Annotated in this window: 26 protein-coding genes and 1 pseudogene; 18 read left to right on the forward strand and 9 right to left on the reverse strand. The window is 69.8% G+C overall.

Features of this window, described 5'->3' with window-relative positions; translation table 11 throughout:
• Positions 1 to 142 precede the first annotated feature (142 nt).
• Positions 143 to 1,090 (forward strand): IclR family transcriptional regulator, encoded by a 948-nt coding sequence (locus tag CHF16_RS30800; RefSeq protein WP_245869574.1) that lies wholly within the window; start codon positions 143 to 145, stop codon positions 1,088 to 1,090.
• A 60-nt stretch (positions 1,091 to 1,150) separates the two neighbouring features.
• On the opposite strand, the gene CHF16_RS30805 is transcribed toward CHF16_RS30800, so the two are convergent.
• Positions 1,151 to 1,750 carry a flavin reductase family protein gene (locus CHF16_RS30805; protein WP_089329663.1) on the reverse strand — a complete coding sequence of 200 codons (600 nt, stop codon included), beginning with the start codon at positions 1,748 to 1,750 and terminating at the stop codon, positions 1,151 to 1,153.
• Positions 1,751 to 2,089: 339 nt separating this feature from the next.
• Between CHF16_RS30805 and CHF16_RS30810 the strand changes: the two genes are divergently transcribed.
• The 4 genes from CHF16_RS30810 to CHF16_RS30825 are packed head-to-tail and all read left to right on the forward strand — an operon-like array spanning position 2,090 to position 6,846.
• Positions 2,090 to 2,959 (forward strand): alpha/beta fold hydrolase, encoded by an 870-nt coding sequence (locus tag CHF16_RS30810; RefSeq protein ID WP_089329664.1) that lies wholly within the window; start codon positions 2,090 to 2,092, stop codon positions 2,957 to 2,959.
• On the forward strand, positions 2,956 to 4,629 hold the full coding sequence (locus CHF16_RS30815; RefSeq protein ID WP_089329665.1) for an FAD-binding protein: 1,674 nt from the start codon (positions 2,956 to 2,958) through the stop codon (positions 4,627 to 4,629). Before CHF16_RS30810 ends, CHF16_RS30815 begins: the two co-directional genes overlap by 4 nt.
• Complete coding sequence (locus CHF16_RS30820; protein ID WP_089329666.1) at positions 4,626 to 5,639, forward strand: ferredoxin--NADP reductase; 1,014 nt, start codon at positions 4,626 to 4,628, stop codon at positions 5,637 to 5,639. Before CHF16_RS30815 ends, CHF16_RS30820 begins: the two co-directional genes overlap by 4 nt.
• 22 nt (positions 5,640 to 5,661) lie before the next feature.
• A complete protein-coding gene (locus tag CHF16_RS30825) occupies positions 5,662 to 6,846 on the forward strand; it encodes an acyl-CoA dehydrogenase family protein (RefSeq protein WP_089329667.1) in 1,185 nt (394 codons plus the stop codon).
• Positions 6,847 to 6,951: 105 nt separating this feature from the next.
• On the opposite strand, the gene CHF16_RS30830 is transcribed toward CHF16_RS30825, so the two are convergent.
• On the reverse strand, positions 6,952 to 7,791 hold the full coding sequence (locus CHF16_RS30830; RefSeq protein ID WP_089329668.1) for an SDR family NAD(P)-dependent oxidoreductase: 840 nt from the start codon (positions 7,789 to 7,791) through the stop codon (positions 6,952 to 6,954).
• 146 nt (positions 7,792 to 7,937) lie between these two features.
• On the opposite strand from CHF16_RS30830, the gene CHF16_RS30835 reads away from it, so the two are divergent.
• The 5 genes from CHF16_RS30835 to CHF16_RS30855 are packed head-to-tail and all read left to right on the forward strand — an operon-like array spanning position 7,938 to position 12,511.
• Complete coding sequence (locus tag CHF16_RS30835; RefSeq protein WP_089329669.1) at positions 7,938 to 8,849, forward strand: VOC family protein; 912 nt, start codon at positions 7,938 to 7,940, stop codon at positions 8,847 to 8,849.
• Between the two features lie 5 nt (positions 8,850 to 8,854).
• Complete coding sequence (locus tag CHF16_RS30840) at positions 8,855 to 10,324, forward strand: FAD-dependent oxidoreductase (RefSeq protein ID WP_089329670.1); 1,470 nt, start codon at positions 8,855 to 8,857, stop codon at positions 10,322 to 10,324.
• A 45-nt stretch (positions 10,325 to 10,369) separates the two neighbouring features.
• A complete protein-coding gene (locus tag CHF16_RS30845) occupies positions 10,370 to 11,251 on the forward strand; it encodes an LLM class F420-dependent oxidoreductase (protein ID WP_089329671.1) in 882 nt (293 codons plus the stop codon).
• An 11-nt stretch (positions 11,252 to 11,262) separates the two neighbouring features.
• Positions 11,263 to 11,712 carry a nuclear transport factor 2 family protein gene (locus CHF16_RS30850; protein ID WP_179271774.1) on the forward strand — a complete coding sequence of 150 codons (450 nt, stop codon included), beginning with the start codon at positions 11,263 to 11,265 and terminating at the stop codon, positions 11,710 to 11,712.
• A complete protein-coding gene (locus CHF16_RS30855) occupies positions 11,705 to 12,511 on the forward strand; it encodes an SDR family NAD(P)-dependent oxidoreductase (RefSeq protein ID WP_089329673.1) in 807 nt (268 codons plus the stop codon). Before CHF16_RS30850 ends, CHF16_RS30855 begins: the two co-directional genes overlap by 8 nt.
• Before the next feature lie 137 nt (positions 12,512 to 12,648).
• Here the strand turns inward: CHF16_RS30855 and CHF16_RS30860 are convergent, their stop codons facing one another.
• The 5 genes from CHF16_RS30860 to CHF16_RS30880 all read right to left on the reverse strand — a co-directional run bounded on the left by CHF16_RS30860 (position 12,649) and on the right by CHF16_RS30880 (position 14,901).
• Positions 12,649 to 13,092 carry a nuclear transport factor 2 family protein gene (locus CHF16_RS30860; RefSeq protein ID WP_218826924.1) on the reverse strand — a complete coding sequence of 148 codons (444 nt, stop codon included), beginning with the start codon at positions 13,090 to 13,092 and terminating at the stop codon, positions 12,649 to 12,651.
• Between the two features lie 209 nt (positions 13,093 to 13,301).
• Positions 13,302 to 13,496 carry a DUF397 domain-containing protein gene (locus CHF16_RS30865; protein WP_089329674.1) on the reverse strand — a complete coding sequence of 65 codons (195 nt, stop codon included), beginning with the start codon at positions 13,494 to 13,496 and terminating at the stop codon, positions 13,302 to 13,304.
• 45 nt (positions 13,497 to 13,541) lie between these two features.
• A complete protein-coding gene (locus CHF16_RS30870; RefSeq protein WP_089329675.1) occupies positions 13,542 to 13,736 on the reverse strand; it encodes a DUF397 domain-containing protein in 195 nt (64 codons plus the stop codon).
• Between the two features lie 89 nt (positions 13,737 to 13,825).
• Positions 13,826 to 14,020: a DUF397 domain-containing protein gene (locus tag CHF16_RS30875; protein WP_342750145.1), complete on the reverse strand. Its 195-nt coding sequence runs from the start codon at positions 14,018 to 14,020 to the stop codon at positions 13,826 to 13,828.
• Positions 14,017 to 14,901, reverse strand: coding sequence for a helix-turn-helix domain-containing protein (locus CHF16_RS30880; RefSeq protein WP_089329676.1), 885 nt, complete (start codon positions 14,899 to 14,901; stop codon positions 14,017 to 14,019). Before CHF16_RS30880 ends, CHF16_RS30875 begins: the two co-directional genes overlap by 4 nt.
• Positions 14,902 to 14,972: 71 nt before the next feature.
• Here CHF16_RS30880 and CHF16_RS30885 point away from each other — a divergent pair, with 71 nt between their 5' ends.
• Entirely contained in the window at positions 14,973 to 15,362 is a 390-nt protein-coding gene (locus CHF16_RS30885) for an ATP-binding protein (RefSeq protein WP_179271775.1), read from the forward strand.
• 82 nt (positions 15,363 to 15,444) lie between these two features.
• Complete coding sequence (locus tag CHF16_RS30890) at positions 15,445 to 15,744, forward strand: hypothetical protein (RefSeq protein ID WP_143228178.1); 300 nt, start codon at positions 15,445 to 15,447, stop codon at positions 15,742 to 15,744.
• 119 nt (positions 15,745 to 15,863) lie between these two features.
• On the opposite strand, the gene CHF16_RS40540 is transcribed toward CHF16_RS30890, so the two are convergent.
• Both CHF16_RS40540 and CHF16_RS40545 read right to left on the reverse strand, forming a co-directional pair.
• On the reverse strand, positions 15,864 to 16,274 hold the full coding sequence (locus CHF16_RS40540; protein ID WP_179271776.1) for an ATP-binding protein: 411 nt from the start codon (positions 16,272 to 16,274) through the stop codon (positions 15,864 to 15,866).
• The gene (locus tag CHF16_RS40545; RefSeq protein WP_179271777.1) at positions 16,271 to 16,588 is read right to left on the reverse strand and encodes a hypothetical protein; all 318 of its coding nucleotides are present in this window, start codon (positions 16,586 to 16,588) and stop codon (positions 16,271 to 16,273) included. Before CHF16_RS40545 ends, CHF16_RS40540 begins: the two co-directional genes overlap by 4 nt.
• A gap of 240 nt (positions 16,589 to 16,828) precedes the next feature.
• Between CHF16_RS40545 and CHF16_RS30900 the strand changes: the two genes are divergently transcribed.
• The 6 genes and pseudogenes from CHF16_RS30900 to CHF16_RS30920 all read left to right on the forward strand — a co-directional run.
• Positions 16,829 to 17,695, forward strand: coding sequence for a helix-turn-helix domain-containing protein (locus CHF16_RS30900; protein WP_245869576.1), 867 nt, complete (start codon positions 16,829 to 16,831; stop codon positions 17,693 to 17,695).
• 2 nt (positions 17,696 to 17,697) lie between these two features.
• Positions 17,698 to 17,898 carry a DUF397 domain-containing protein gene (locus tag CHF16_RS30905; protein WP_089329680.1) on the forward strand — a complete coding sequence of 67 codons (201 nt, stop codon included), beginning with the start codon at positions 17,698 to 17,700 and terminating at the stop codon, positions 17,896 to 17,898.
• 280 nt (positions 17,899 to 18,178) lie between these two features.
• A complete protein-coding gene (locus tag CHF16_RS39760; RefSeq protein WP_143228179.1) occupies positions 18,179 to 18,436 on the forward strand; it encodes a hypothetical protein in 258 nt (85 codons plus the stop codon).
• Positions 18,405 to 18,923 (forward strand): DUF6879 family protein, encoded by a 519-nt coding sequence (locus CHF16_RS30910; RefSeq protein ID WP_089329681.1) that lies wholly within the window; start codon positions 18,405 to 18,407, stop codon positions 18,921 to 18,923. The genes CHF16_RS39760 and CHF16_RS30910 overlap by 32 nt, the downstream gene beginning before the upstream one ends.
• Positions 18,924 to 18,932: 9 nt before the next feature.
• On the forward strand, positions 18,933 to 19,781 hold the full coding sequence (locus CHF16_RS30915) for a helix-turn-helix domain-containing protein (protein ID WP_089329682.1): 849 nt from the start codon (positions 18,933 to 18,935) through the stop codon (positions 19,779 to 19,781).
• A gap of 148 nt (positions 19,782 to 19,929) precedes the next feature.
• Positions 19,930 to 20,174, forward strand: a pseudogene (locus tag CHF16_RS30920) (IS1380 family transposase); the annotation flags it as partial.

The following is a 20,174-nucleotide window of genomic DNA, read 5'->3' on the forward strand; positions in this document are numbered from 1 at the left end:
GGCCTCCGTGGTGCCCCAGGCTGCGGATCTCACCTACTGAACTTCGCTGACCTGGACTTATGTGGGGTCTTCCCATGGCAACAAGCGGTTGCTACATTCCAGGTAACAAGAATTCATTTCAGTCGGGTTCTGGGGAGGTGCGATGACCGAGGCGATGATCCGCGAGGTAGCGGCGCCGGAGGCCATGGCAGCGGAGGGGCTGACGGGTCCGGAGACGGGCGGCGCGCGGCGGGAGTCGCCGCCGTCCATGATCGAGCGGATGACGCTCATCCTGGACGCGTTCAACGGGCCCACCGCCCGGCTGACCCTGGAGGACGTCGCCCGCCGCACCCGGCTGCCGCGCTCGACCGCGCACCGCATCCTGGACCAGCTCGTCCGGCAGCGCTGGCTCGCGCACCATTCGTTCGGCTACGGCCTCGGCCAGCGCGCCCTCGGCCTCGGCGGGCAGGACGGCGGGCACGGCAAGATCCGCGAGGCGGCGGCGCCGCTGCTGCACGAGCTGCAGATCACCACCGGGCTCGTCGCGCACCTGGCCGTGCTGGACGGCGCCGAGGTCTTCTACCTGGACAAGCTCGGCGGGCGCCTCGCCACCTCGGTGCCCTCGCGGGTCGGCGGGCGCGCCCCGGCGCACTGCACCGCGCTCGGCAAGGCGATGCTGGCCTGGCTGGAGCCCGAGCAGGTCGACGCGCTGCTCGGCCCGGAGATCACCCGGTTCACCAACCGGACGATCGGCGAACTCGGGACGCTGCACCAGGAGCTGCACCGCATCCGGCAGCGCCGCGGGCTGGCGTTCGAGCGCGGCGAGTCGTTCCCCGGCATCGCCTGCGTGGCCGCCGCGATCCGCAGCGCCGAGGGCCCGGTCGCCGGCATCTCGCTGGTCGGCGACATCCGCACCCCGCTGGAGAACGTCGCCCCGCTGGTGGTCACCGCCGCCCGCGAGACGTCCCAGATCCTCTTCCCCGGCTCGGCGCCCGGCGCGGACCGCCCGCGCGGCCGGCGCGCGGCCCGCCGTGCGGACGGCGCGCCGACCTGGTCGCCGGAGACGATGAACCGGCTGCTCGCCGTGGACGGGCGAGGCGACTGGATGTGAGCGGCGGCCGGATGTGACGCGGCGGCGGGAGGCGGGCGGCGCGGGAGCCTGGGGCGGGGTTCAGCCCCAGCCCCACCGGTCGCGGAGGCCCCAGGGGTCCGGCGCGATCGGCGCGTCCGGCTCGCCGACGCCGAACCGGCTGCGGAAGAACACCATCGGCCGCCGCCACTCGCCGTCCCGGACGTCGTGCCGCTCCACCTGGAGCACCCGCCCGATCACCACCTCGTGGTCGCCGGCCTCGTGGACGTCGTGGACGACGGCGTGCACGGCCAGCAGGACGTCCGGCAGCGTGGGGGCGCCCCAGGCGGACACGCCCCAGTCCAGGCCCTCGAACTTGGTCCCCCGGCTGGAACCGAAGCGCTCGCACAGATCGCGCTGCTCCTCGCCGAGGACGTTGACGCAGAAGTGCCCGGCCGCGCGGATCCGCGGCCAGGACCGGCCGCGCTTGTCCGCGCAGAACAGGATCAGCGGCGGTTCCAGGGACACCGAGGCGAACGACTGGCAGGCGAACCCGACCGGCTCGCCGCCCTCGCACGCGGTGATCACGGTGACCCCGGTCGCGAACTCCGCCATGGCCTTGCGGAACTCCGCCGGGTCCGGCGCGGCGGCGTCGGAGGGCGTGCGGCCGGTGTCTGCGGTCAGCGCTGGCTCGGCTGGCATCTGTTCCCCTCGGGGCTCGGTGGGCGGGACGGGGCCCGGTCAGCGTCCCTGGTCGTCGACGTCCAGGTTCAACAACAACATGTCCGTGAACAATGCCCCATACGCGGCAAAGTCCGACAAGCAGGGTGGTGCGGTGCCGTCTCCGGCACCGGTCGAGGCCGAACGTAGGCATGCCCCGGGCGGCCGGCGCGCACCGATCCCGATGAGTGGAAGCCCCCGCCGGACGGGCCCCCGGGGGCCCCGCCGAGACCCGCGTCCCGCTGATCGGGATCCGCGGGGTGACCTTGCCCCGACCGGAAATACGTTCACGTCAAGCCACCGTCGAAGGACTGGGAGATCATGCCTGCGGAGCTGACCTACGAGTCGACGTTGCGCGAGCTCGCCACCGACCGGGGCGTCCTGCGCTACCACGAGGCCGGCGACGGCCCGCCGCTGCTGATGCTGCACGGGTCCGGTCCCGGCGTGACCGGCTGGCGCAACTTCCGCGGCAACCTCGCCCGGTTCGCCGAGCACTTCCGGTGCCTGGTCCTGGAGTTCCCCGGGTTCGGGGTCAGTGACCCCACCGACGAGCACCCCATGATGGCGGCCGGCGGTGCGGTCGTCCGCTTCCTGGACGGCCTCGGCCTGTCCCAGGTCGACGTGATCGGCAACTCCATGGGCGGGATCATCGGCGCCCAGGTGGCGCTGCGGCACCCCGACCGGGTCGGCCGCCTCGTCACGATCGGCGGCATCGGCCGGAACGTCTTCAGCCCGTCGCCCGGCGAGGGCATCAAGCTGCTGATGGAGTTCACCGACGAGCCGAGCCGCGAGCGCCTCGTCCGGTGGCTGCACTCGATGGTCTACAACCCGCGGATCGTCACCGAGGAGATGATCGAGGAGCGCTGGCAGCAGGCCACCGACCCCGAGACCCTCGCCGCCGCGCGCCGCATGTACGGGTCGAAGGCGATGGCCGCCCGCGCCAAGGCGATGGCCGCGTCCGACGAGCCGCCCTACTGGGCGATGCTCCACAAGCTCAAGGCCAAGACCCTCATCACGTGGGGCCGGGACGACCGGGTCAGCCCCGTCGACATGGCGCTCATCCCCATGCGGACGATCCCCGACGTCCAGGTGAACATCTTCCCGAACTGCGGGCACTGGGTGATGATCGAGCAGAAGGCCGCCTGGGAGAGCGCCGTCCTCGCGTTCCTGACGACGAAGGAGCAGGGATGAGCGCCGCGGCCCAGGAGTGGGATCACGAGTACGACCTCGTCATCGTCGGCAGCGGCGGCGGCGGGATGACCGCCGCGCTCACCGCGCACGATGTCGGCATGTCGTCGCTGATCGTCGAGAAGGGCAAGCGGTTCGGCGGCTCCACCGCCGTGTCCGGCGGCGGCATCTGGATCCCGAACAACCCGACGCTGAAGGCGCACGGCCACAACGACAGCCGCGAGTCCATCCGCAGCTACCTCGACGCGCTCACCCAGGGCCGCGTCCCGGGGGAGCGGCTGGACGCCTTCATCGACAACGGCCCCGCCGCGATGGAGCTCATCGGCAAGAGCAAGTGGATGAAGTTCTTCTGGACGAAGGGCTACTCCGACTACCACCCCGAGTACGAGGGCGGCCGCCCGCTGGGCCGGTCCATCGAGGCCAAGCCGTTCGACACCCGCAAGCTCGGCGAGGACGAGAAGTACCAGCGGCCGAACAGCATGAAGGGCCCGCTCGGCCTGTGGATCACCGCGAAGGACTACCACGACCTCGCGATGGCCAAGCGCACCTGGGCCGGGCGGCGCGCGTCGCTGGTCGCGGCGTGGCGCGTCTCGTCCAACATGGTGCGCCGCCGGCACATGTCGACCGGCGGCCGGGCCCTCGCCGCGCGGCTCCGGATGGCGCTCAAGGACGCCGGGATCCCGCTCTGGCTGAAGACCACCATGACCGAGCTGGTCACGGACGAGGACGGCCGCGTCACCGGGATCGTCGCGACCCGCGACGGCGCCACGGTGCGGATCCGCGGCCGCAAGGGCGTCCTGCTCGCGACGGGCGGGTTCGACCACAACCAGGAGATGCGCGACAAGTACCTCCCGAAGGGCGGCCAGGAGGACTTCGCGATGGGCGCCCGCGAGAACACCGGCGACGGCATCCGCGCCGGCGCGAGCGTCGGCGGCGCCCTCGACCTGATGGACGACGCCTGGTGGATGCCGGCGGTCCGGCACCCCGCCGGCGCGGTGATCCCGCTGCTGTCGGAGCGGTGCATCCCGCGGTCGCTGATCGTCGGGCAGGACGGCCGCCGGTTCACCAACGAGTCGGCGCCCTACGTCAACTTCGTGCACGACCAGCTCGAGGGCGGGCACGTCCCGTGCTGGTTCGTGATGGACGCCAAGGCCCGCGCCCGCTACCCGTTCGCGCAGATCCTGCCGGGCGCGCCGATCCCGAAGGCGTTCTACGACGCGGGCATCGCGTTCAAGGCCGACTCGATCGCCGAGCTGGCCGGCAAGATCGGCGTCCCGGCGGACGCGCTGACCGAGACCGTCCAGACGTTCAACGGCTACGCGCGCGCGGGCAAGGACGCCGAGTTCGGCCGCGGCGACTCCGCCTACGACCGCTACTACGGCGACCCCAACCTGAAGAACCCGAACCTGGACGTCATCGAGGGCGGCCCGTACTACGGCTTCCGGATGGAGGTCGGCGACCTCGGCACCAAGGGCGGCCTCGTGTCCGACGAGCACGCCCGCGTCCTGCGCGAGGACGGCTCGGTCATCGAGGGCCTGTACGTGACGGGCAACTCGTCGGCGTCGGTGATGGGCAACGAGTACGCCGGTCCCGGCGCGACGATCGGCCCGTCCATCGTGTTCGGCTACATCGCGGCGCGGCACGCCGCAGGAAAGGCCGCGGGACGGTCATGACGGCTCTGAAGGCGCGGGTGGTGGAGGTCGTCCGCGAGACGGCCGACGCGCACTCCCTCGTCCTCGAACCCGCCGAGGGCGACCGGGACCGGTTCGGCTACCGCCCGGGGCAGTTCCTCACGGTCCGGGTCCCGGCGGAGGACGGCTGGGCGGCGCGGTGCTACTCGCTGTGCAGCTCGCCGCTCACCGACGACCGGCTGAAGGTCACGGTCAAGCGGGTCGCGGGCGGTCTCGGGTCCAACTGGATCTGCGACAACGTCACCGCAGGCGACGTGCTGGAGGTGCTGCGCCCGGCGGGCACGTTCACCCCGGCGTCGCTGGACGAGGACCTGCTGCTCGTCGCGGGCGGCAGCGGCATCACCCCGGTGATGTCGATCCTGAAGTCGTGCCTGGCCGGCGGGTCCGGGAAGGTCGCGCTGCTGTACGCGAACCGCGACGAGAACTCGGTGATCTTCGCGGCGGAGCTGCGGGAGCTGACCGAGCGGCACCCCGACCGGCTGACGGTCGTCCACCTGCTGGAGTCGGTGCAGGGGCTGCCGACCCCGGCCGTCCTGCGGTCCCTGGCCGCGCCCTACACCGGGCGGCAGGCGTTCGTGTGCGGGCCGGAGGTCTTCATGGACCTCGTCACCGGCACCTTCACCGACCTCGGCGTCCGCGTCCACGTGGAGCGCTTCTTCTCGCTGGAGACCGACCCGTTCGAGGAGCCCGAGGAGGCCCCCGAGGACACCGGGGACGCGGGCGAGGTCGAGGTCGAGATGGACGGGGAGACCCGCACCGTCCCCTGGGCGAAGTCGGAGCGCCTGCTCGACGCGCTGCTGCGCGCCGGCGTCGACGCCCCGTTCTCCTGCCGGGAGGGCAACTGCTCGGCCTGCGCCTGCATCCGGCTGGAGGGCGAGGTCACCCTGGACGCCAACACGGTCCTCGACGAGCAGGATCTCGCCGACGGCCTCATCCTCGCCTGTCAGGCGAGGCCGGTCACCGACCGGCTGAAGATCACCTACGACGGCTGAAACACATCACGGGAGACAGGCGATGGCGAACCGCGTGCTTGACACGATCATGGAGAGGGCGGAGCAGATCCGCGACCTGGGGCCGGCCAACGAGGCCCTCGGCCGGCTGGACGACAAGGCCGCGTCGATCCTGCGCGAGGCCGGCGCCATCCGGCTGCTCCAGCCGGAGGCCCACGGCGGCCTGGAGGCGCACCCCCGCGAGTTCGCCGAGACGGTCATGGGCATCGCGTCCCTGGACGGCTCCACCGGCTGGATCGCCGGCATCGTCGGCGTCCACCCGTGGGAGATGGCCTACGCCGACCCGAAGGTCCGCGAGGAGGTCTGGGGCGAGGACCCCGACACCTGGATCGCGTCCCCGTACGCGCCGATGGGCATCGCCCGCCCGGTCGACGGCGGCTACATCTTCAACGGCCGCTGGCAGTTCTCCTCCGGCACCGACCACTGCGACTGGATCTTCCTCGGCGGGATGCTCGGCGACGACGAGGGCAAGATGGTGATGCCGCCGCAGTCGCTGCACCTGATCCTGCCCCGCTCCGACTACGAGATCGTCGAGGACTCGTGGGACGTCGCCGGGCTGAAGGGGACCGGCAGCAAGGACATCATCGTCAAGGACGCGTTCGTCCCGACGTACCGGACGCTGGAGTATTCCAAGGTCGTCGACGGGTCCGCGCCGCGCGAGGCCGGGCTGACCAACCCGTCCTACCTGATGCCGTTCTCCTGCGTGTTCCCGCTCGGCATCACCTCCGCGGTGATCGGCATCGCCGAGGGCGCGCTGCACCACCACCTGGCCTACCAGCGCAACCGCGTCCAGATCACCGGCACGAAGATCAAGGACGACCCGTACGTGCTGTACGCGATCAGCGAGGCCGCCGAGGAGATCAAGGCGTCCAGGACGGCGCTGCTCGACAACTGCTCGCGGATGTACGACATGGTCGCCGCCGGGCACGTCCCGACGTTCGCCGAGCGCGCCGCGGGCCGCCGCACCCAGGTGCGCGCCGCGTGGCGGGCCGTGCACGCGATGAACGAGATCGTCGTCCGGTCGGGCGGCAACGCGATGCGCACCGACAACCCGATCCAGCGGTTCTGGCGGGACGCGCACGTCGGCCTCGCCCACGCGATCCACGTGCCCGGCTCCGTCTACCACGTCTCCGCCCTGACGGACCTGGACATCGAGCCCCCGCAGGGCCCGATGCGCTCCATGATCTGAGCGTTCTGACCCTTCACCCCCCGCCCCGAGTACGGCGCGCCGTGGTCGTCAGCGCCTTCACGACCACGGCGCGCTCTCCAACCTGGCCGTCCCAGGAGCCCTGGGTCAGTCCAGGAGCCCGAGATCGGCGACGAGCTTGGGCGTCCAGATGACGCGGCCGAGGAACCTCTCCGCGGCCTCCGGGTGCGCGACCAGCCAGGCGACGGCCGCGCCCGGGGCCTCCTCCGGCGTCGCCTCGAAGCCCTCGCCCTTGAGCGCGTCGATCCCGCCGCGCGCGGCGCCCGCGTCGGTGACCACGAAACCGGGGTCGAGGTTGTACGCGCGGATCCCGCGCTGCCGGTACTCGGCGTTGACCGCGCCGGCCAGCCGTCCGAACGCCGCCTTGGACGCCGAGTACGCCACGCCCCACCCGCCCTCGCCGGGCGGCGCCGGCGGGTCGCTGGTGGCCGATCCCGAGCACAGGTTCACGATCGTCCCGCCGCCCTGCTCGACCATCGCCGGGACGACGGCCTGGAGCAGGACGAGCTGGTTCAGGTAGTTGCCGGCGGTCAGCCGCTCCGCCACGTCCACGTCGAGGTCGAGGAACCTCTCGTGGGTGCCGGGAACGTGCGCCACCGCGTTGTTGACCAGGACGTCGACGCGCCCCCACGCGTCCAGGACGGTCCGCGCCGCGGCCCGGACGCTCTCCCGGTCGAGCAGATCCATGCGCACCGGCAGGGCGCGCGCGCCGAGCGCCTCTATCTCCGACCGCGTCCGCTCCAGGCTGCCCGGGACGGGGATCTCCGCCCCGGCGCCCTGCCTCGGCGGGATCCGGCCCTCGCCCTCGGCGACGGTCCGCGCGGTGAACGCGACGTCGTGCCCGGCGGCGGCCAGCGCCAGCGCCGTCCGCCGGCCGATGCCCCGGCTCGCCCCGGTCACCAGCGCGACCGGCCTCGTTGCTGTCATCACAGGATGATGACACCGTCCGCCCGGCCGCGGCCGCCGCGCGACTCTCACTCAGCGGGAAGCCGCGGGCGCGCCACCACCGCGTTTGGCAGGTTGAGCGTTGACCGCCGTCCGCGCGGGCCGCGACACCGAAGGGATCGAGGACAGTGACGCAGATCCGAGGGCTGGGTTATCTCAAGGTCCAGACCCGCCACATCGACCGCTGGCGCGAGTTCGCCCTCGACGGGCTCGGGTTCGCCGAGGGCGACGGCCCCGACCCCGAGGGCCTGTACCTGCGCATGGACGAGCGCCGGTCCCGCCTGCAGGTGCTGCCCGGCGACAGCGACCGGGTGCTCGCCGTCGGCTGGGAGGTCCGCGACCAGTTCGCGCTGGCCGCCGTGCGCGAGGCCGTCGAGAAGTCCGGGACGGCCGTGACGGCGCTGTCGGCCAAGGAGGCCGCCGAGCGCGACGCCGAGGAGGTCATCGCGTTCACCGACCCCGGCGGTACGCCCGTCGAGGTGTTCTTCGGCCCGGTGCTCGACCACAGCCCGGTCCGCACCGGTTTCGCGCAGAAGTTCGTCACCGGCCCGATGGGCATGGGCCACGTCGTCCTGCCGACGCCGAACTTCGCCGAGACCGTCACCTTCTACAACGAGGTGCTCGGGTTCCTGCCGCGCGGCGCGATGAAGGTCGGCGGCGGCGCGGTCCGCATCCGCTTCATGGGCGTCAACCAGCGGCACCACAGCCTCGCGATCTGCCCGGCGCCGCACGACGGCGACCCGGGCCTCGTCCACCTGATGGTGGAGGTCGACACCCTCGACGCCGTCGGCATCGCGCTCGACACCGTCAAGGAGAAGGGCTTCTCCATCTCCTCCACGCTCGGCCGCCACACCAACGACAAGATGGTGTCGTTCTACGTCCGGGCCCCCGGCGGCTGGGACGTCGAGTACGGCTGCGAGGGCATGCTCGTGGACGAGACGTACTACACCGCCGAGGAGATCACGAAGGACAGCTACTGGGGCCACGACTGGTCGGGGTCCGAGCCGCTGGCCGCGTTCACCCCGCAGAAGAAGGGCTGACGCCGATGGCGAAGTCCTCGGTGGAGCCGGTCGGCGCCGCGGAGGTCGAGTTCGGCCACGAATGCGACGTGCTGGTGGTCGGCTTCGGCGCCGCGGGCGCCGCCGCCGCGTACGAGGCCGCGGCGGCGGGCGCGGACGTGCTCGTCCTGGAGCGGTCGAGCGGGCCCGGCGGGACGTCCGCGCAGTCGGGCGGGGAGCTGTACCTCGGCGGCGGCACGCGGGTGCAGAAGGCGTGCGGCTTCGACGACACGCCCGACGAGATGTTCGCGTTCCTCAAGGCGGCGCTCGGCCCGCACGCCGACGAGGAGAAGCTGCGGCTGTACTGCGACGGCAGCGTGGAGCACTTCGAGTGGTTCCGCGCGCGCGGCGTCCCGTTCAAGGAGAGCCTGTTCGACGCGCCGGGCTGGATGCCGTACACCGAGGACGGCCTGATGTGGCTCGGTGAGAACGCCTGGCCGTACAACACGATCGCCCGGCCCGTGCCGCGCGGGCACCGCCCGGAGACCCCGATGTTCGCCGGGCAGATCCTCATGGAGAAGCTGATCGCGGCCGCCGTCGAGGCCGGCGCCGTCACCCACGGGGACACCTACGCCACGAACCTCGTCGTGGACGGCTCCGGCCGCGTCACCGGCGTCGTCGCGCGCAGGTTCGGCGACACGGTGGCCTACCGTGCACGCAAGGCCGTCATCCTCACCTCCGGCGGGTTCGTCGACAACGAGGAGATGCTCGCCGACCACGCCCCGGTGCTGCTCGGCCACGACAAGGTCAGCGACGGCACCAGCGACGGGTCCGGCATCCGGATGGCGACCGCCCTCGGCGCCGCCACCCGCCGCATGGCGTCGGTGGAGATCGCGCTCACCGCCAACCCCGCCGTCATCTGCCGGGGCATGCTCGTGGACGGCCTCGGCCGCCGTTTCATCAACGAGGACGTCTACCCGGGACTGTTCAGCCACCAGGCCGTCCAGCACCAGCCCGCCCCCTACTGGGCGATCATCGACGAGACCGGGCACGACGAGATCTCCGAGGCCGACATGTGGGGCGTCCGGCCCAAGCACGCGGCGGAGACGCTCGCGGAGCTGGAGGAGTCGCTCGGCCTGCCGCCCGGCTCGCTGGAGGCGACCGTCGAGACCTACAACCGGTTCGCGGAGCGCGGCGAGGACCCCTACTTCCACAAGGACCCCAAGTGGCTCCGCCCGCTCAAGGGCCCGTTCGCGGCGATCGACCCCGCCGACGGGTTCTTCGACGCGGGCAAGCACGGCGCCGGGACGGGCGCCGCCGGGTTCACCCTCGGCGGCCTGGTCACCACCGTGGACGGCGAGGTCCGCAACCACTCGGGCGAGACCATCCCCGGCCTGTACGCCGCGGGCCGCACGGCCGCCGGCATCCACGGCGAGGGCTACATCAGCGGGACGTCCCTCGGCGACGGCACCTTCTTCGGCCGCCGCGCCGGACGCGCCGCCGCGTCGGGCGACTGAGCGGCCCCGCGGAACCGAGCCGTACACAGAACTGAGAGGTATTGCATGAAGTACGCCGTCCTGCTCCCCGTCGCAGCGGGCGTGACCGCCGATCCGGCCTGGATCGGCGCGTACGTCCGGCACGCCGAGACCTGCGGCTTCGAGTCGGTCGGCGCGGTCGAGCACGCGGTGGTGGCGAGCGGCTACTCCAGCGTCTACCCGTACGACGCGTCCGGGAGGATGGAGCTGGCCGACGACCTGGACATCCCCGACCCGCTGGACCTGCTCGCGTTCCTCGCCGGGCAGACCTCGCGGATCGGGCTCGCCACCGGCGTGCTCGTCCTCCCCAACCACCACCCGGTGGTCCTCGCGAAGCGGCTCGCGACGGTCGACGCGCTGTCCGGCGGGCGGCTGCGGCTGGTCGTCGGCATGGGCTGGATGCGCGAGGAGGTCGAGGCGTGCGGCGCCGACTTCGACTCGCGGGGCCGCCGCGCCGACGAGCAGCTCCAGGTCCTGCGGAAGCTGTGGGCCGACACCGCCCCCGAGGGCGCTCACCACGACGGCGAGTTCTTCCAGTTCAAGGGTGCGATGAGCTACCCGAAGCCCGTCCAGAAGGGCGGCGTGCCGATCCACGTCGGCGGGCACACCAAGGCCGCCGCGCGCCGCGCGGGCCGCTACGGCGACGGGCTCCAGCCGCTCGGCGTCGCCGGCGACGAGCTGCGCGCGCTCGTCGCGCTGATGCGCGAGGAGGCCGAGAAGAGCGGCCGCGACCCGGACGCGCTGGAGCTGACGCTCGGCCATTCGCTGTCGGCCGTCACGCCGGAGAAGGCCGGGAAACTGGGGGCGCTCGGCGCGGGCCGCCTCGTGCTGCGCGGCAAGCCGACCACGGACCTGAACGAGGCCCGGGACGAGCTGTCGGCCTGCGCCGAACGCCTGGGCCTGTCATGACGCTGGGAGTCGTGGACCAGATCGCCCTCGGCGATCTGGTCGCCCGGTACGCGCTCCACGCCGACCGCCGCGACCTCGACGCGATGGCGGCGCTGTTCACCGAGGACGCCGTCCTCGTCCTGCCCGACGCCCCCCGCGACCTCGACCCGGTGCGGACCTTCACCGGACGCGAGGAGATCGGCAAGACGCTGTCGGTGCTGAACGGCATCCCTGTAACGTTCCACGCCCTGGTCGGGCAGGTGTTCGACGTCGGCTCCGAGCCCGGCACGGCCACCGGCGAGATCGCCTGCGTCGCCCACCACATGACCTCCCGTGAGGACGGCACGGTCTCCGACCTGGTCTGGAACTGCCGCTACACCGACACCTACCGCCTGGACGGCCAGACCTGGCGGATCGCCCGGCGCGAGCAGCGCATCGACTCGATCGAGACGCGGCCCGTCCGGAGGTGGCGCGGTGAGTGAGGAACGGCGGGTCAGCGTCGTCACGGGCGGCGCGCTCGGCATCGGCGGCGCGATCTCCCGGCGCCTCGCCGCAGGCGGCGACCTGGTGATCCTGAACGACATCGACGCGGACGCCGCCGCCCGCACCCGCGCCGACATCGAGGCCGCCGGCGGCCACTGCGTCACCGTCATCGGCGACATCGTCGAGGACGGGACCGTCGCGAAGGTGGCGGAGGCAGCACCAGGCCGCGTGGACGTCCTGGTGAACAACGTCGGCGACTTCCGCCCGGCCGCCCCGTCCTTCCAGGAGAGCACGCCGGAGCAGTGGCAGCGCCTCTACGAGCTGAACCTACTGCACGTCTTCAAGCTCACCCACGCGCTGCTCCCCGGCATGATCGAGCGGGGGTCCGGAAGCATCGTCAACAACTCGACGGTCGAGGCGTTCCGCGGCATCCCGCAGCACCCGGTGTACTCGGCGTTCAACGCAGGCGTGTCCGCGTTCACCCGCAGCCTCGCGGTCGCGGTCGGGCGGCACGGCGTGCGCGTCAACGCCATCGCGCCGGACCTCGCCAACACCGAGCAGACCCCGGTCGAGTGGATGCGGCGCGGCTACGACGAGGGCCTGGAGCACACCTGGGTCCCACTGGCCCGCTTCGGCGAGCCCGACGACTACGCCGCCGTCGTCGCGTTCCTGGCGTCCGACGACGCCCGCTTCGTCACCGGCCACACGATCCCGGTCGACGGCGGCACGCTCGCCGCGTCGGGCTGGTTCGTCCGAGCCGACGACCAGGGCTGGACGAACCGCCCCCACCGCGCCTAATACGCCGAGGGGTCGGACTGACGCCCGCGCAGGTGACCTCCCACGACCGGGCGGGGGCCTGCCGGAAGGGACGGGTCACCAGTGCAACCGCTGCCACCGCTCTTCCGCCATTGGACGCTCAGGTGAACTGTTCCCAGTCAGGAAACGTCCTTCCGCAACAACGCGATGAGGCGGTCGAGGTTCCCGCGCGCGGTGTGGGTGCGGATCGGGTCGATGTAGTCGCGTGACTCGATGATCTGCCCGTCCCGGACGCGCATGACGAAGACGCAGGGCACCTTGGCCGTGGAGTCGTCCGGCAACATGAACTCATAGGCGAACTCGGCGACGATCACTTCGGGATCTGCGGTCTCGTGAACGACGACATCGACGACCCGCCGCTTCGGCAAGGACCCCCGATCCTCCGGCGGCACCGTGAAGTGCTCCTGGAGCGCACGCCGACTCGTCAACGGCTCGGACTCCGGCGTCGCCATCGGATGCCGGACATCGGTGACCTCGCCATACAGGCCGGGCAACTCGTCGAAGTTCTCGTCGGCGACACCATGAACAAGCTGGAGAAACACCTCGCGCGGACTCAGACTCACAAGACCTCCCCAAGTAATACGCACAGGCGGCTGCGGATCATGATGCCTGGGCCAAGCCGGTCTTGCGGGCTGTCTCGACCAACAGCAACCCCACCCGCCCGCTGACGGCCCCACGGCCGTCGCCCTAGAGGCCAGTACGCCGAGGGGTTGGACTGACGCCCGCGCTGGTGACCTGCCATGACCGGGTCGGGGACTGCTGGAAGGGGCGGTCAGCGGGTCGGATGCCGCTTGACCTGCTCGATCAGTTCGGCGAACGCCGCAACCGACAGGGGCAGGTAACCCCCGTCCGGGTCCTTGCTGTCACGCACCCCGATCCCGGCCCCGGGCTCAAGCCGTCCCAGCTCAAGGCAGTGCTCGTCGTTCGCTCCGCCGCTGTGGGTGCTCTTGCGCCACTGAACGTTCATGTGTACTGCTCCAAGTACGCCGAGAGGGTGTGGCCGACGGGGCGGTCAGCGGGTCGGCAACTGCTTGACTTGCTCGATCAGGTCGGCGAACACCGCAACCGACAGGGTCAGGTAACCCCCGTCCGGGTCCTTGCTGTCACGCACACCGATCCCGGCCCCTGGCGCAAGTCGTCCCAGCTCAACGCAAGCCTTGTCGTCAACGCCGCCACTGTGAGAGCTCTTCCGCCATTGGACGCTCATGTGAACTGCTCCTAGTACACCGAGGGGTTGCACTGACGCCCGCGCAGGTGACCTGCCATGACCGGGTCGGGGCCTGCTGGAAGGGACGGTCAGCGGGTCGGCAACCGCTTGACCTGCTCGATCAGGTCGGCGAACTGCACAGGCGACAGGGCGAGGTGACCTCCGTCCGGGTTCTTGCTGTCACGGACCCCGATCTCGGCCCCCGGCTCAAGTCGCCCCAGCTCAACGCAGTGCTCGTCATCCGCTCCGCCGCTGTGGGTGCTCTTGCGCCACTGAATGATCATTCGTAGCTCTCCAAGTACCGCTTGATGATCTCGCGCGAGTCCTCCAGGGAGGCCGCTTTCGCGCCGATACGATCGAACTTAACCGACAATTCGCGAACCTCGCCAGGTGTTTCGATCAAGCGGCCACCGTTCTGGGCACCCGAGTAGGCGATGTCGCGGCTCTCCAGGCTGAGGATCTGCAGCGACCCGTCAACACCAAGATGAGCGCCCGACTTGAACGGGACGATACGTAGGCTGACCTGCGGTAGGTCAGCCATGGTGAGCAAGTGCTCCAACTGCGCCTTGTGCACCTCCGGGCTGCCGACCTCACGTGCCAGCACGCTCTCATCGATCGTTGCCCACAACTCGACCTCTGTTCCCCGCTCAAAGAAGGATTTCTTCCGCGCAACACGCCTCTCCATGGCGGCTTCAAAGTCCTTCGGCGTGCCCGACTGAACGTAGGCCCAGGTGTATTCGTCGGTCTGGAGGGCGAGCGGGATCACCTGACCGTGGTAGGTCTTGATCAAAGTCGCTTCCTGCTCGTACTTGACAAGTTGCTTGCCCCAGTTGGGGTCGTGAGCCATTCGGGCAAACCAGAGCAAGAGCTGAAATAGCAGGCCCGTCCCGAAGTGTCGGTCCAGCGCTCTGGCGTGGTCGTCTTGCAGCCGCCGCCGTCCCGCCTCGAAGTTGGATACAGTCCCCCGCGTTACTCCCATGATTTCCCCGCACTGAGTCAGTGAGAGCCCCATCTTCTCCCGCCAAAACCGCAGGTAGAAGGCCAGGAAGTACCACATCGAGACCTTCGGGTCGAGGGGTTCGCGAACGATCGGCATGGCGTCCTCCCTGTATTCGTCTTCGATGACTACAGGCAAAAAGTAGAACAGCCCGGTGATCCTTGTCACAGGAAATCGGAATCTCGGGCAAGGACGGGACGATGGCGATGACGGCGGCCGCAGAGCCGATCATGCCCCTGATGGGCACACCTTCCGCAGTGGGGCAGGCGCGTACATTCACGGACATACAAATTCGTAAATGGGGCTACCCGCACATCCTCGACAGCGCGCTTGTCATCGTTTCCGAACTCGTCACCAACGCGGCCCGCCAGACGCCGGACAAGGAGATCCGCCTCCAGCTCAGCCGGGACGACTACGGGATCATCATCGCCGTCTGGGACGCCGACCACGCGCTGCCCGAGGCCAAGCCGCCGACCGAACTCACCCTCGAAGACCTCGACCTGTCCGCAGAGGCGTTCGACGACAACGGCGGCTGGGGCCTGCGCATCGTCCAGGCCCTGTCCGCCAGATGCGGTGTCACCACCGACCCGGCCGGCGGCAAGTGGGTGTGGTCACGCATGCACCCGTAGCGGACGGCTCCCCGCGCGCACGCCGCGCCCGCGTCCGCACCGAAACCCCGGCCAACGCCCCTCAACGCGAGGTAGCACGAAGATGACCATTGACGATCAGACGGCCATGCCGGCACAGGGACGGCGCGCGTTCCTGGCCGCTCTCGATGAGGCCGTGCGCAGGCGCGGCGGGATGGCGTGCGGCATCGTCCAGCGCAGCGGCACCCCCGTCCTGTACGTGATCAACACCCACGCACCCGGCAGGTCCACCGAGGTCGGCGCCGACTACATCGGCGGCGCATGGATGTTCACCTGGGCCGGTACCGGCGCCACCATCAGCGCGGCCGAAGCCCCGACCACCGCAGCCGACGCGATCGCCCGAGCGGTCGGAGCTCATCCGTGACCACAACCGCCGATATCCGCACCTGGCCACGTCGACGCATCACAACCAGACCCGCCCATCACCCGAGGCCGGGCGGCGTGGCGCTCATTCCGCCGCGCCGCCCAGCGTTCACCGGGCAGTCATCGGACGACCTCGAACCAGACGGTGTGCCGTCCGTCTTCCGCGCGAAGGGTGCCCCAGCGGTCGGCCAGCTCACGCACCATGAGGAGCCCGCGACCGGCCTCGTCCCACGCCGAACTCTGCACGGGGATCACTGGACGTCCTTCCGAGCCTCCGTCGTCCTGAATCTCCACCCGCAGCCGCACGGCGGAGGCGAGCAGGGTCACCCACACTCCGCCCCCGACCCGCCCGCTGGCGCTGTGCCGGACGGCGTTGGTGGCGACCTCGCAGACGAGCAGGTCCACATCGTCCAGGTCGAACCCGTCCACGACCTGGGACAGCGCACGCCGCACCCGAGCCCGTACCTCCCGGACGTCCAGGACGCCGCCCGAGCACACCCGCTCGGTGTGCACCTCGTCCCACACGATCACCGGGTCACCCCGGCGATCAGTTCGGCCGCCACCGGCGCCGACCGAGCCGGCGTCCGGTGAGCGGCGTCCCACAGGTACGACCACCCGCTCCGGTCCTGGACGACGAGCACCGCGATCGACCGCCGCCGCGATACTGCCGGCACCGCCAGCACGGGCTCGGCCCGCCCGTGCATGTACAGCACCGAGCCCCGCCCGAGGCCGCGCAGGCTCACCATCAGCCTGACCAGCAACTCCACCCGCTCCATGGTCATGGCCGGTACCGCCATCCGGCCTCGCGGGCACGGCGGAGATGAGGTGTTGGGTAGGTTCGTCATGGGTCCGACTCCTTGTCAGTCGGGTCAAGGCCCCGGGCCGGTGGTGCAAGCACCGCCCCGGGGCCGCTCCTTTTCCTGCCGATGGCCTGCAGGCGATCAACTTCTTGTGGAACGCTCTGCAAAGCATGCATTACTCAGAGTGGGGATGCAAGGGTTGCATTAACATTGCTTGCATCCGTGAGACGCGGCGTGTGCGGGGCAGGCGCGTCTTGCGTCCTCAGTCAGGTGGAAGGAGCCACGGTGGGAGCACCGACGGTGCGTCTTCGACGTCTCGCGGCCGAGCTTCGCCAGCTACGCAAGGTCAGTGAGCTCACGCGCGAGCAGGTGAACGAGAAGACGGGCATCAACGTCGCCACCCTCTACCGGATCGAGACCGCCCGCGTCCGCCCTCAGGCGCGGACGCTGACCAGCCTCTTGGACGTGTACCGAGTGGCTGAGCCGAAGCGCACCGAACTGAAGACCTTGCTCAAGCAATCGGCAACTCGCGGCTGGCTGCACACCTTCGCCTCGGAACTTCCGGAGCGGTACGCCTCCTACATCGAGTTCGAGTCCGAGGCGTCTGACGTGCTGAACTATGAGTGCCTGTTCATCCCTGGTCTGCTCCAGACCGAGCGTTACGCCAGAGCTGCGGTCAGCGGTGCTCTCCCGGAGTCATCCCGTGAGGAGATCGAGAGCCGTGTCGAGGCGAGGATGCGGAGGCAGGCGGCACTCACCAAAGAGCAGCCGCTGAAGCTGTGGGCGATCGTGGACGAGGCCGCCGTCCGCCGTGTCGTCGGTGGCGCCGAGGTCATGCGAGAACAGCTCGATCACCTACTCGCGGTCACTGAACTCCCCAATGTGCATCTCCAGGTGATCCCCTTCGACGCAGGCGGCCATCCAGGTATGACCGGGTCCTTCGTCGTCATGAACTTCGCTGAAGGCGTTGGGAGCGACATCGTCTACCTCGAGAGTCAGGCAGGCGATATCTTTCTTGAAGAGGAAGCCGACATCGCTCGATACAACCTGGTAAGCACGCATCTCCGCGCTGGGGCGCTCAGCCCGAGCGCATCCGCTTCATTGATCGCTGCGGCGGCGGAAGCCCTCTGTCCTGGCAAAGGAGAACGATGACCATGGCGCACGACATATCGCGTGCCCAGTGGCGGAAGAGCAGCAGGAGCGGCGGTAACGGCAACTGTGTCGAGGTCGCCGACCTCCCGGTGGGAGTCGGTGTGCGGGACAGTAAGGCCCCGGACGCTGGGCACCTGAACTTTGCCCCTGAAGCGTGGGCCACCTTCCTGACACAGGTGAAGACCGGGTACTACGACCGTTGACCCGTCTTCGACACCACCTTCTCTAATGGTCCGTCTGCCGGGAGTCTCGTCCCCGGGCGCCGGACACCAGCTCGGGCGGTAAGGCGCTCCCCCCGGCCCGAACTCCAGATTCCGCGATGATCGCCATCCTCTCCCGGCGGTCTTGGGGGCCACTCTTCTGTCCCATGGCGGTGAGCACTTGTCGAGGTGTGCGCACGGACGCTTGACGGTGGGGGCGGCGCCTCGGAGGATCGACGTAGTCGCATGCAAGCCGACGCATGCGCTGGTGCCGGAGGTCAGCATGGCTCTGGAGTTCTACGGCAAGGACGACACCAGCAAGAACCAGGGCTCGCCGGCCGTCTTCCTGGACCGTGCGAGACGCGAACTCGTGATCCAGGGGTGGACGGAGACCGATGCCGCCGTGCTGGCCGAGATCTCGTCCTACAGCCGCACGGCCGAGAACGAGTCTTCGGTGCGAGTTCCTGCGCGCATGAAGCCGATGATATTGAAGGTCTTGGAGGCGCTCGATGGGGACGCCGCTGACCAACGAGAAGTTTGAAGACCTTCTCGCCGCAGCGACCAGTTCCGCCGTCCACCTTGAGTTGCGTGACGCCTACATGGCGGATGCCTCTTTCGTGGCGTGGCTTGAAACCGGCGACGTGTCCACCGATGCCAACGATGAGTGGTGGATATCGACGGTCGGAAAGGCGGTTTCGAGAGGGGTTGATGTTCGACGGGCGCGGATTGTCTCCGAGCCGCTCTCTGATTACACTCGCTGGCTCTGGGAGTGTACGGATTCGGTTAACTTGACGGCGGGGGAGCAGGTGCGGTGGCTGCCTCGCCATCGGAGCGCCGGCCTGCTGACACCGCCAAGCGACTTCTGGGTCTTCGACTCTGCTGTCCTCGTGTGGAATCATTTTGCTGGGGACGGAGAATGGGCTGGTAACGAAGTGACCCGCGATAAATCCTTGGTCGCGCAGTGCTCCACTGCCTTCGCGGCCGTGTGGCAGCGTGCGATCGATCACGGTGAGTACCGGCCCTCCTGACGTCCATCCATGTCGATCCCCCCGTCATCATCCGTCCAGCGGGCCCGTGAGGCGCTGGCCGTCCGGCTGCGGGAGATCCGTCTGGATTCTGGACTATCGGCCCGGGAGGTGGCCGCCGCGTGCGGTTGGCACGAGTCGAAATGCAGTCGCATACAGAGCGGCCGGCAGGCCGTTACGGACTCCGACATCAGGGCATGGTGCGCGGCATGTGGAGCGGATGAGTCGATCGCGGTCGAATTAGTGGCGATCAATCGCCAACTCGACTCGGCTTATGTGGAGTGGCGGCGCATGCAGCGTGGCGGCCTGAAACGCCTGCAGGATGCCGTAATGCCACTGTGGGAGCAGACCGCGAGTTTCAGGATTTACGAGCCGGGCGTTGTGCCCGGTTTTCTGCAGACCGAGGGCTATGCCGGTGCGCTGCTCGCCAGGATAGCCGACTTCTTCTCGCTTCCCGATGGTGGTGACGAGGCGGCCAAGGCGAGGGTCGGGCGGCAGCGACTGCTCTACGGCGGGGGCCATCGCTTCGCGGTCGTCATTGAGGAGTCGGTGTTGCGCACGAGCATCGGTGACGTTGCTGTGATGGCCGGGCAACTCGGCCATCTGCTCGACATCATGACGCTGCCCTCCATGTCGCTCGGTATTATTCCGTTCTCTGTTTTTCGTGCCATGTGGCCGGTCGAGGGTTTCTGGATCCTGGACGACGAGCAGGTCGTCATCGAGACCGTCTCCGCGAAGGTCACAGTGCGCCAGGCCGACGAACTCGAGTTGTACCGGAGGACCTTCTCCGAACTCTCCTCGATGGCGGTTCACGGCAGTAGGGCGCGCGGTTTGATCACGGCCGCGATCGCCGCTCTCTGAGCCTCGATCCACCGGGTGATTGCTGTTCAGGTTGCGGAAACGACAAAAGGGATGCCCCGTGGCCTGCGATGATGGGCTTGTCTAAGGTCCAGCAGCGCAGAAGCAACGAGGCATCCCGTAAGTGCAATCCTCTCATGTCTCATCGGCGGTGGCTGCCGCGTTCGACGAGCCGAACTTGATCGCCGATGCCGGGCTGGTGCCGGTGGTGCGGCTGGCCGAGCGGGCGGGGTTGCCCGAGCTGGCGGCCGAGGTGCTGCGCATCGGCGGTGCGCGCAACAGCGCCGGCGCCGCCCCGGCGGCGAAGGTGATGTCGCTGGTGGCGGCGATGTGCGCCGGAGCCGACAGCATCGATGACACCGACCGGTTGCGGCATGGGGCGATGCCGACCGCGTT

It is taken from the genome of Actinomadura meyerae (assembly GCF_900188445.1).
In the GTDB taxonomy this organism is placed as follows: Bacteria; Actinomycetota; Actinomycetes; order Streptosporangiales; family Streptosporangiaceae; genus Spirillospora; species Spirillospora meyerae.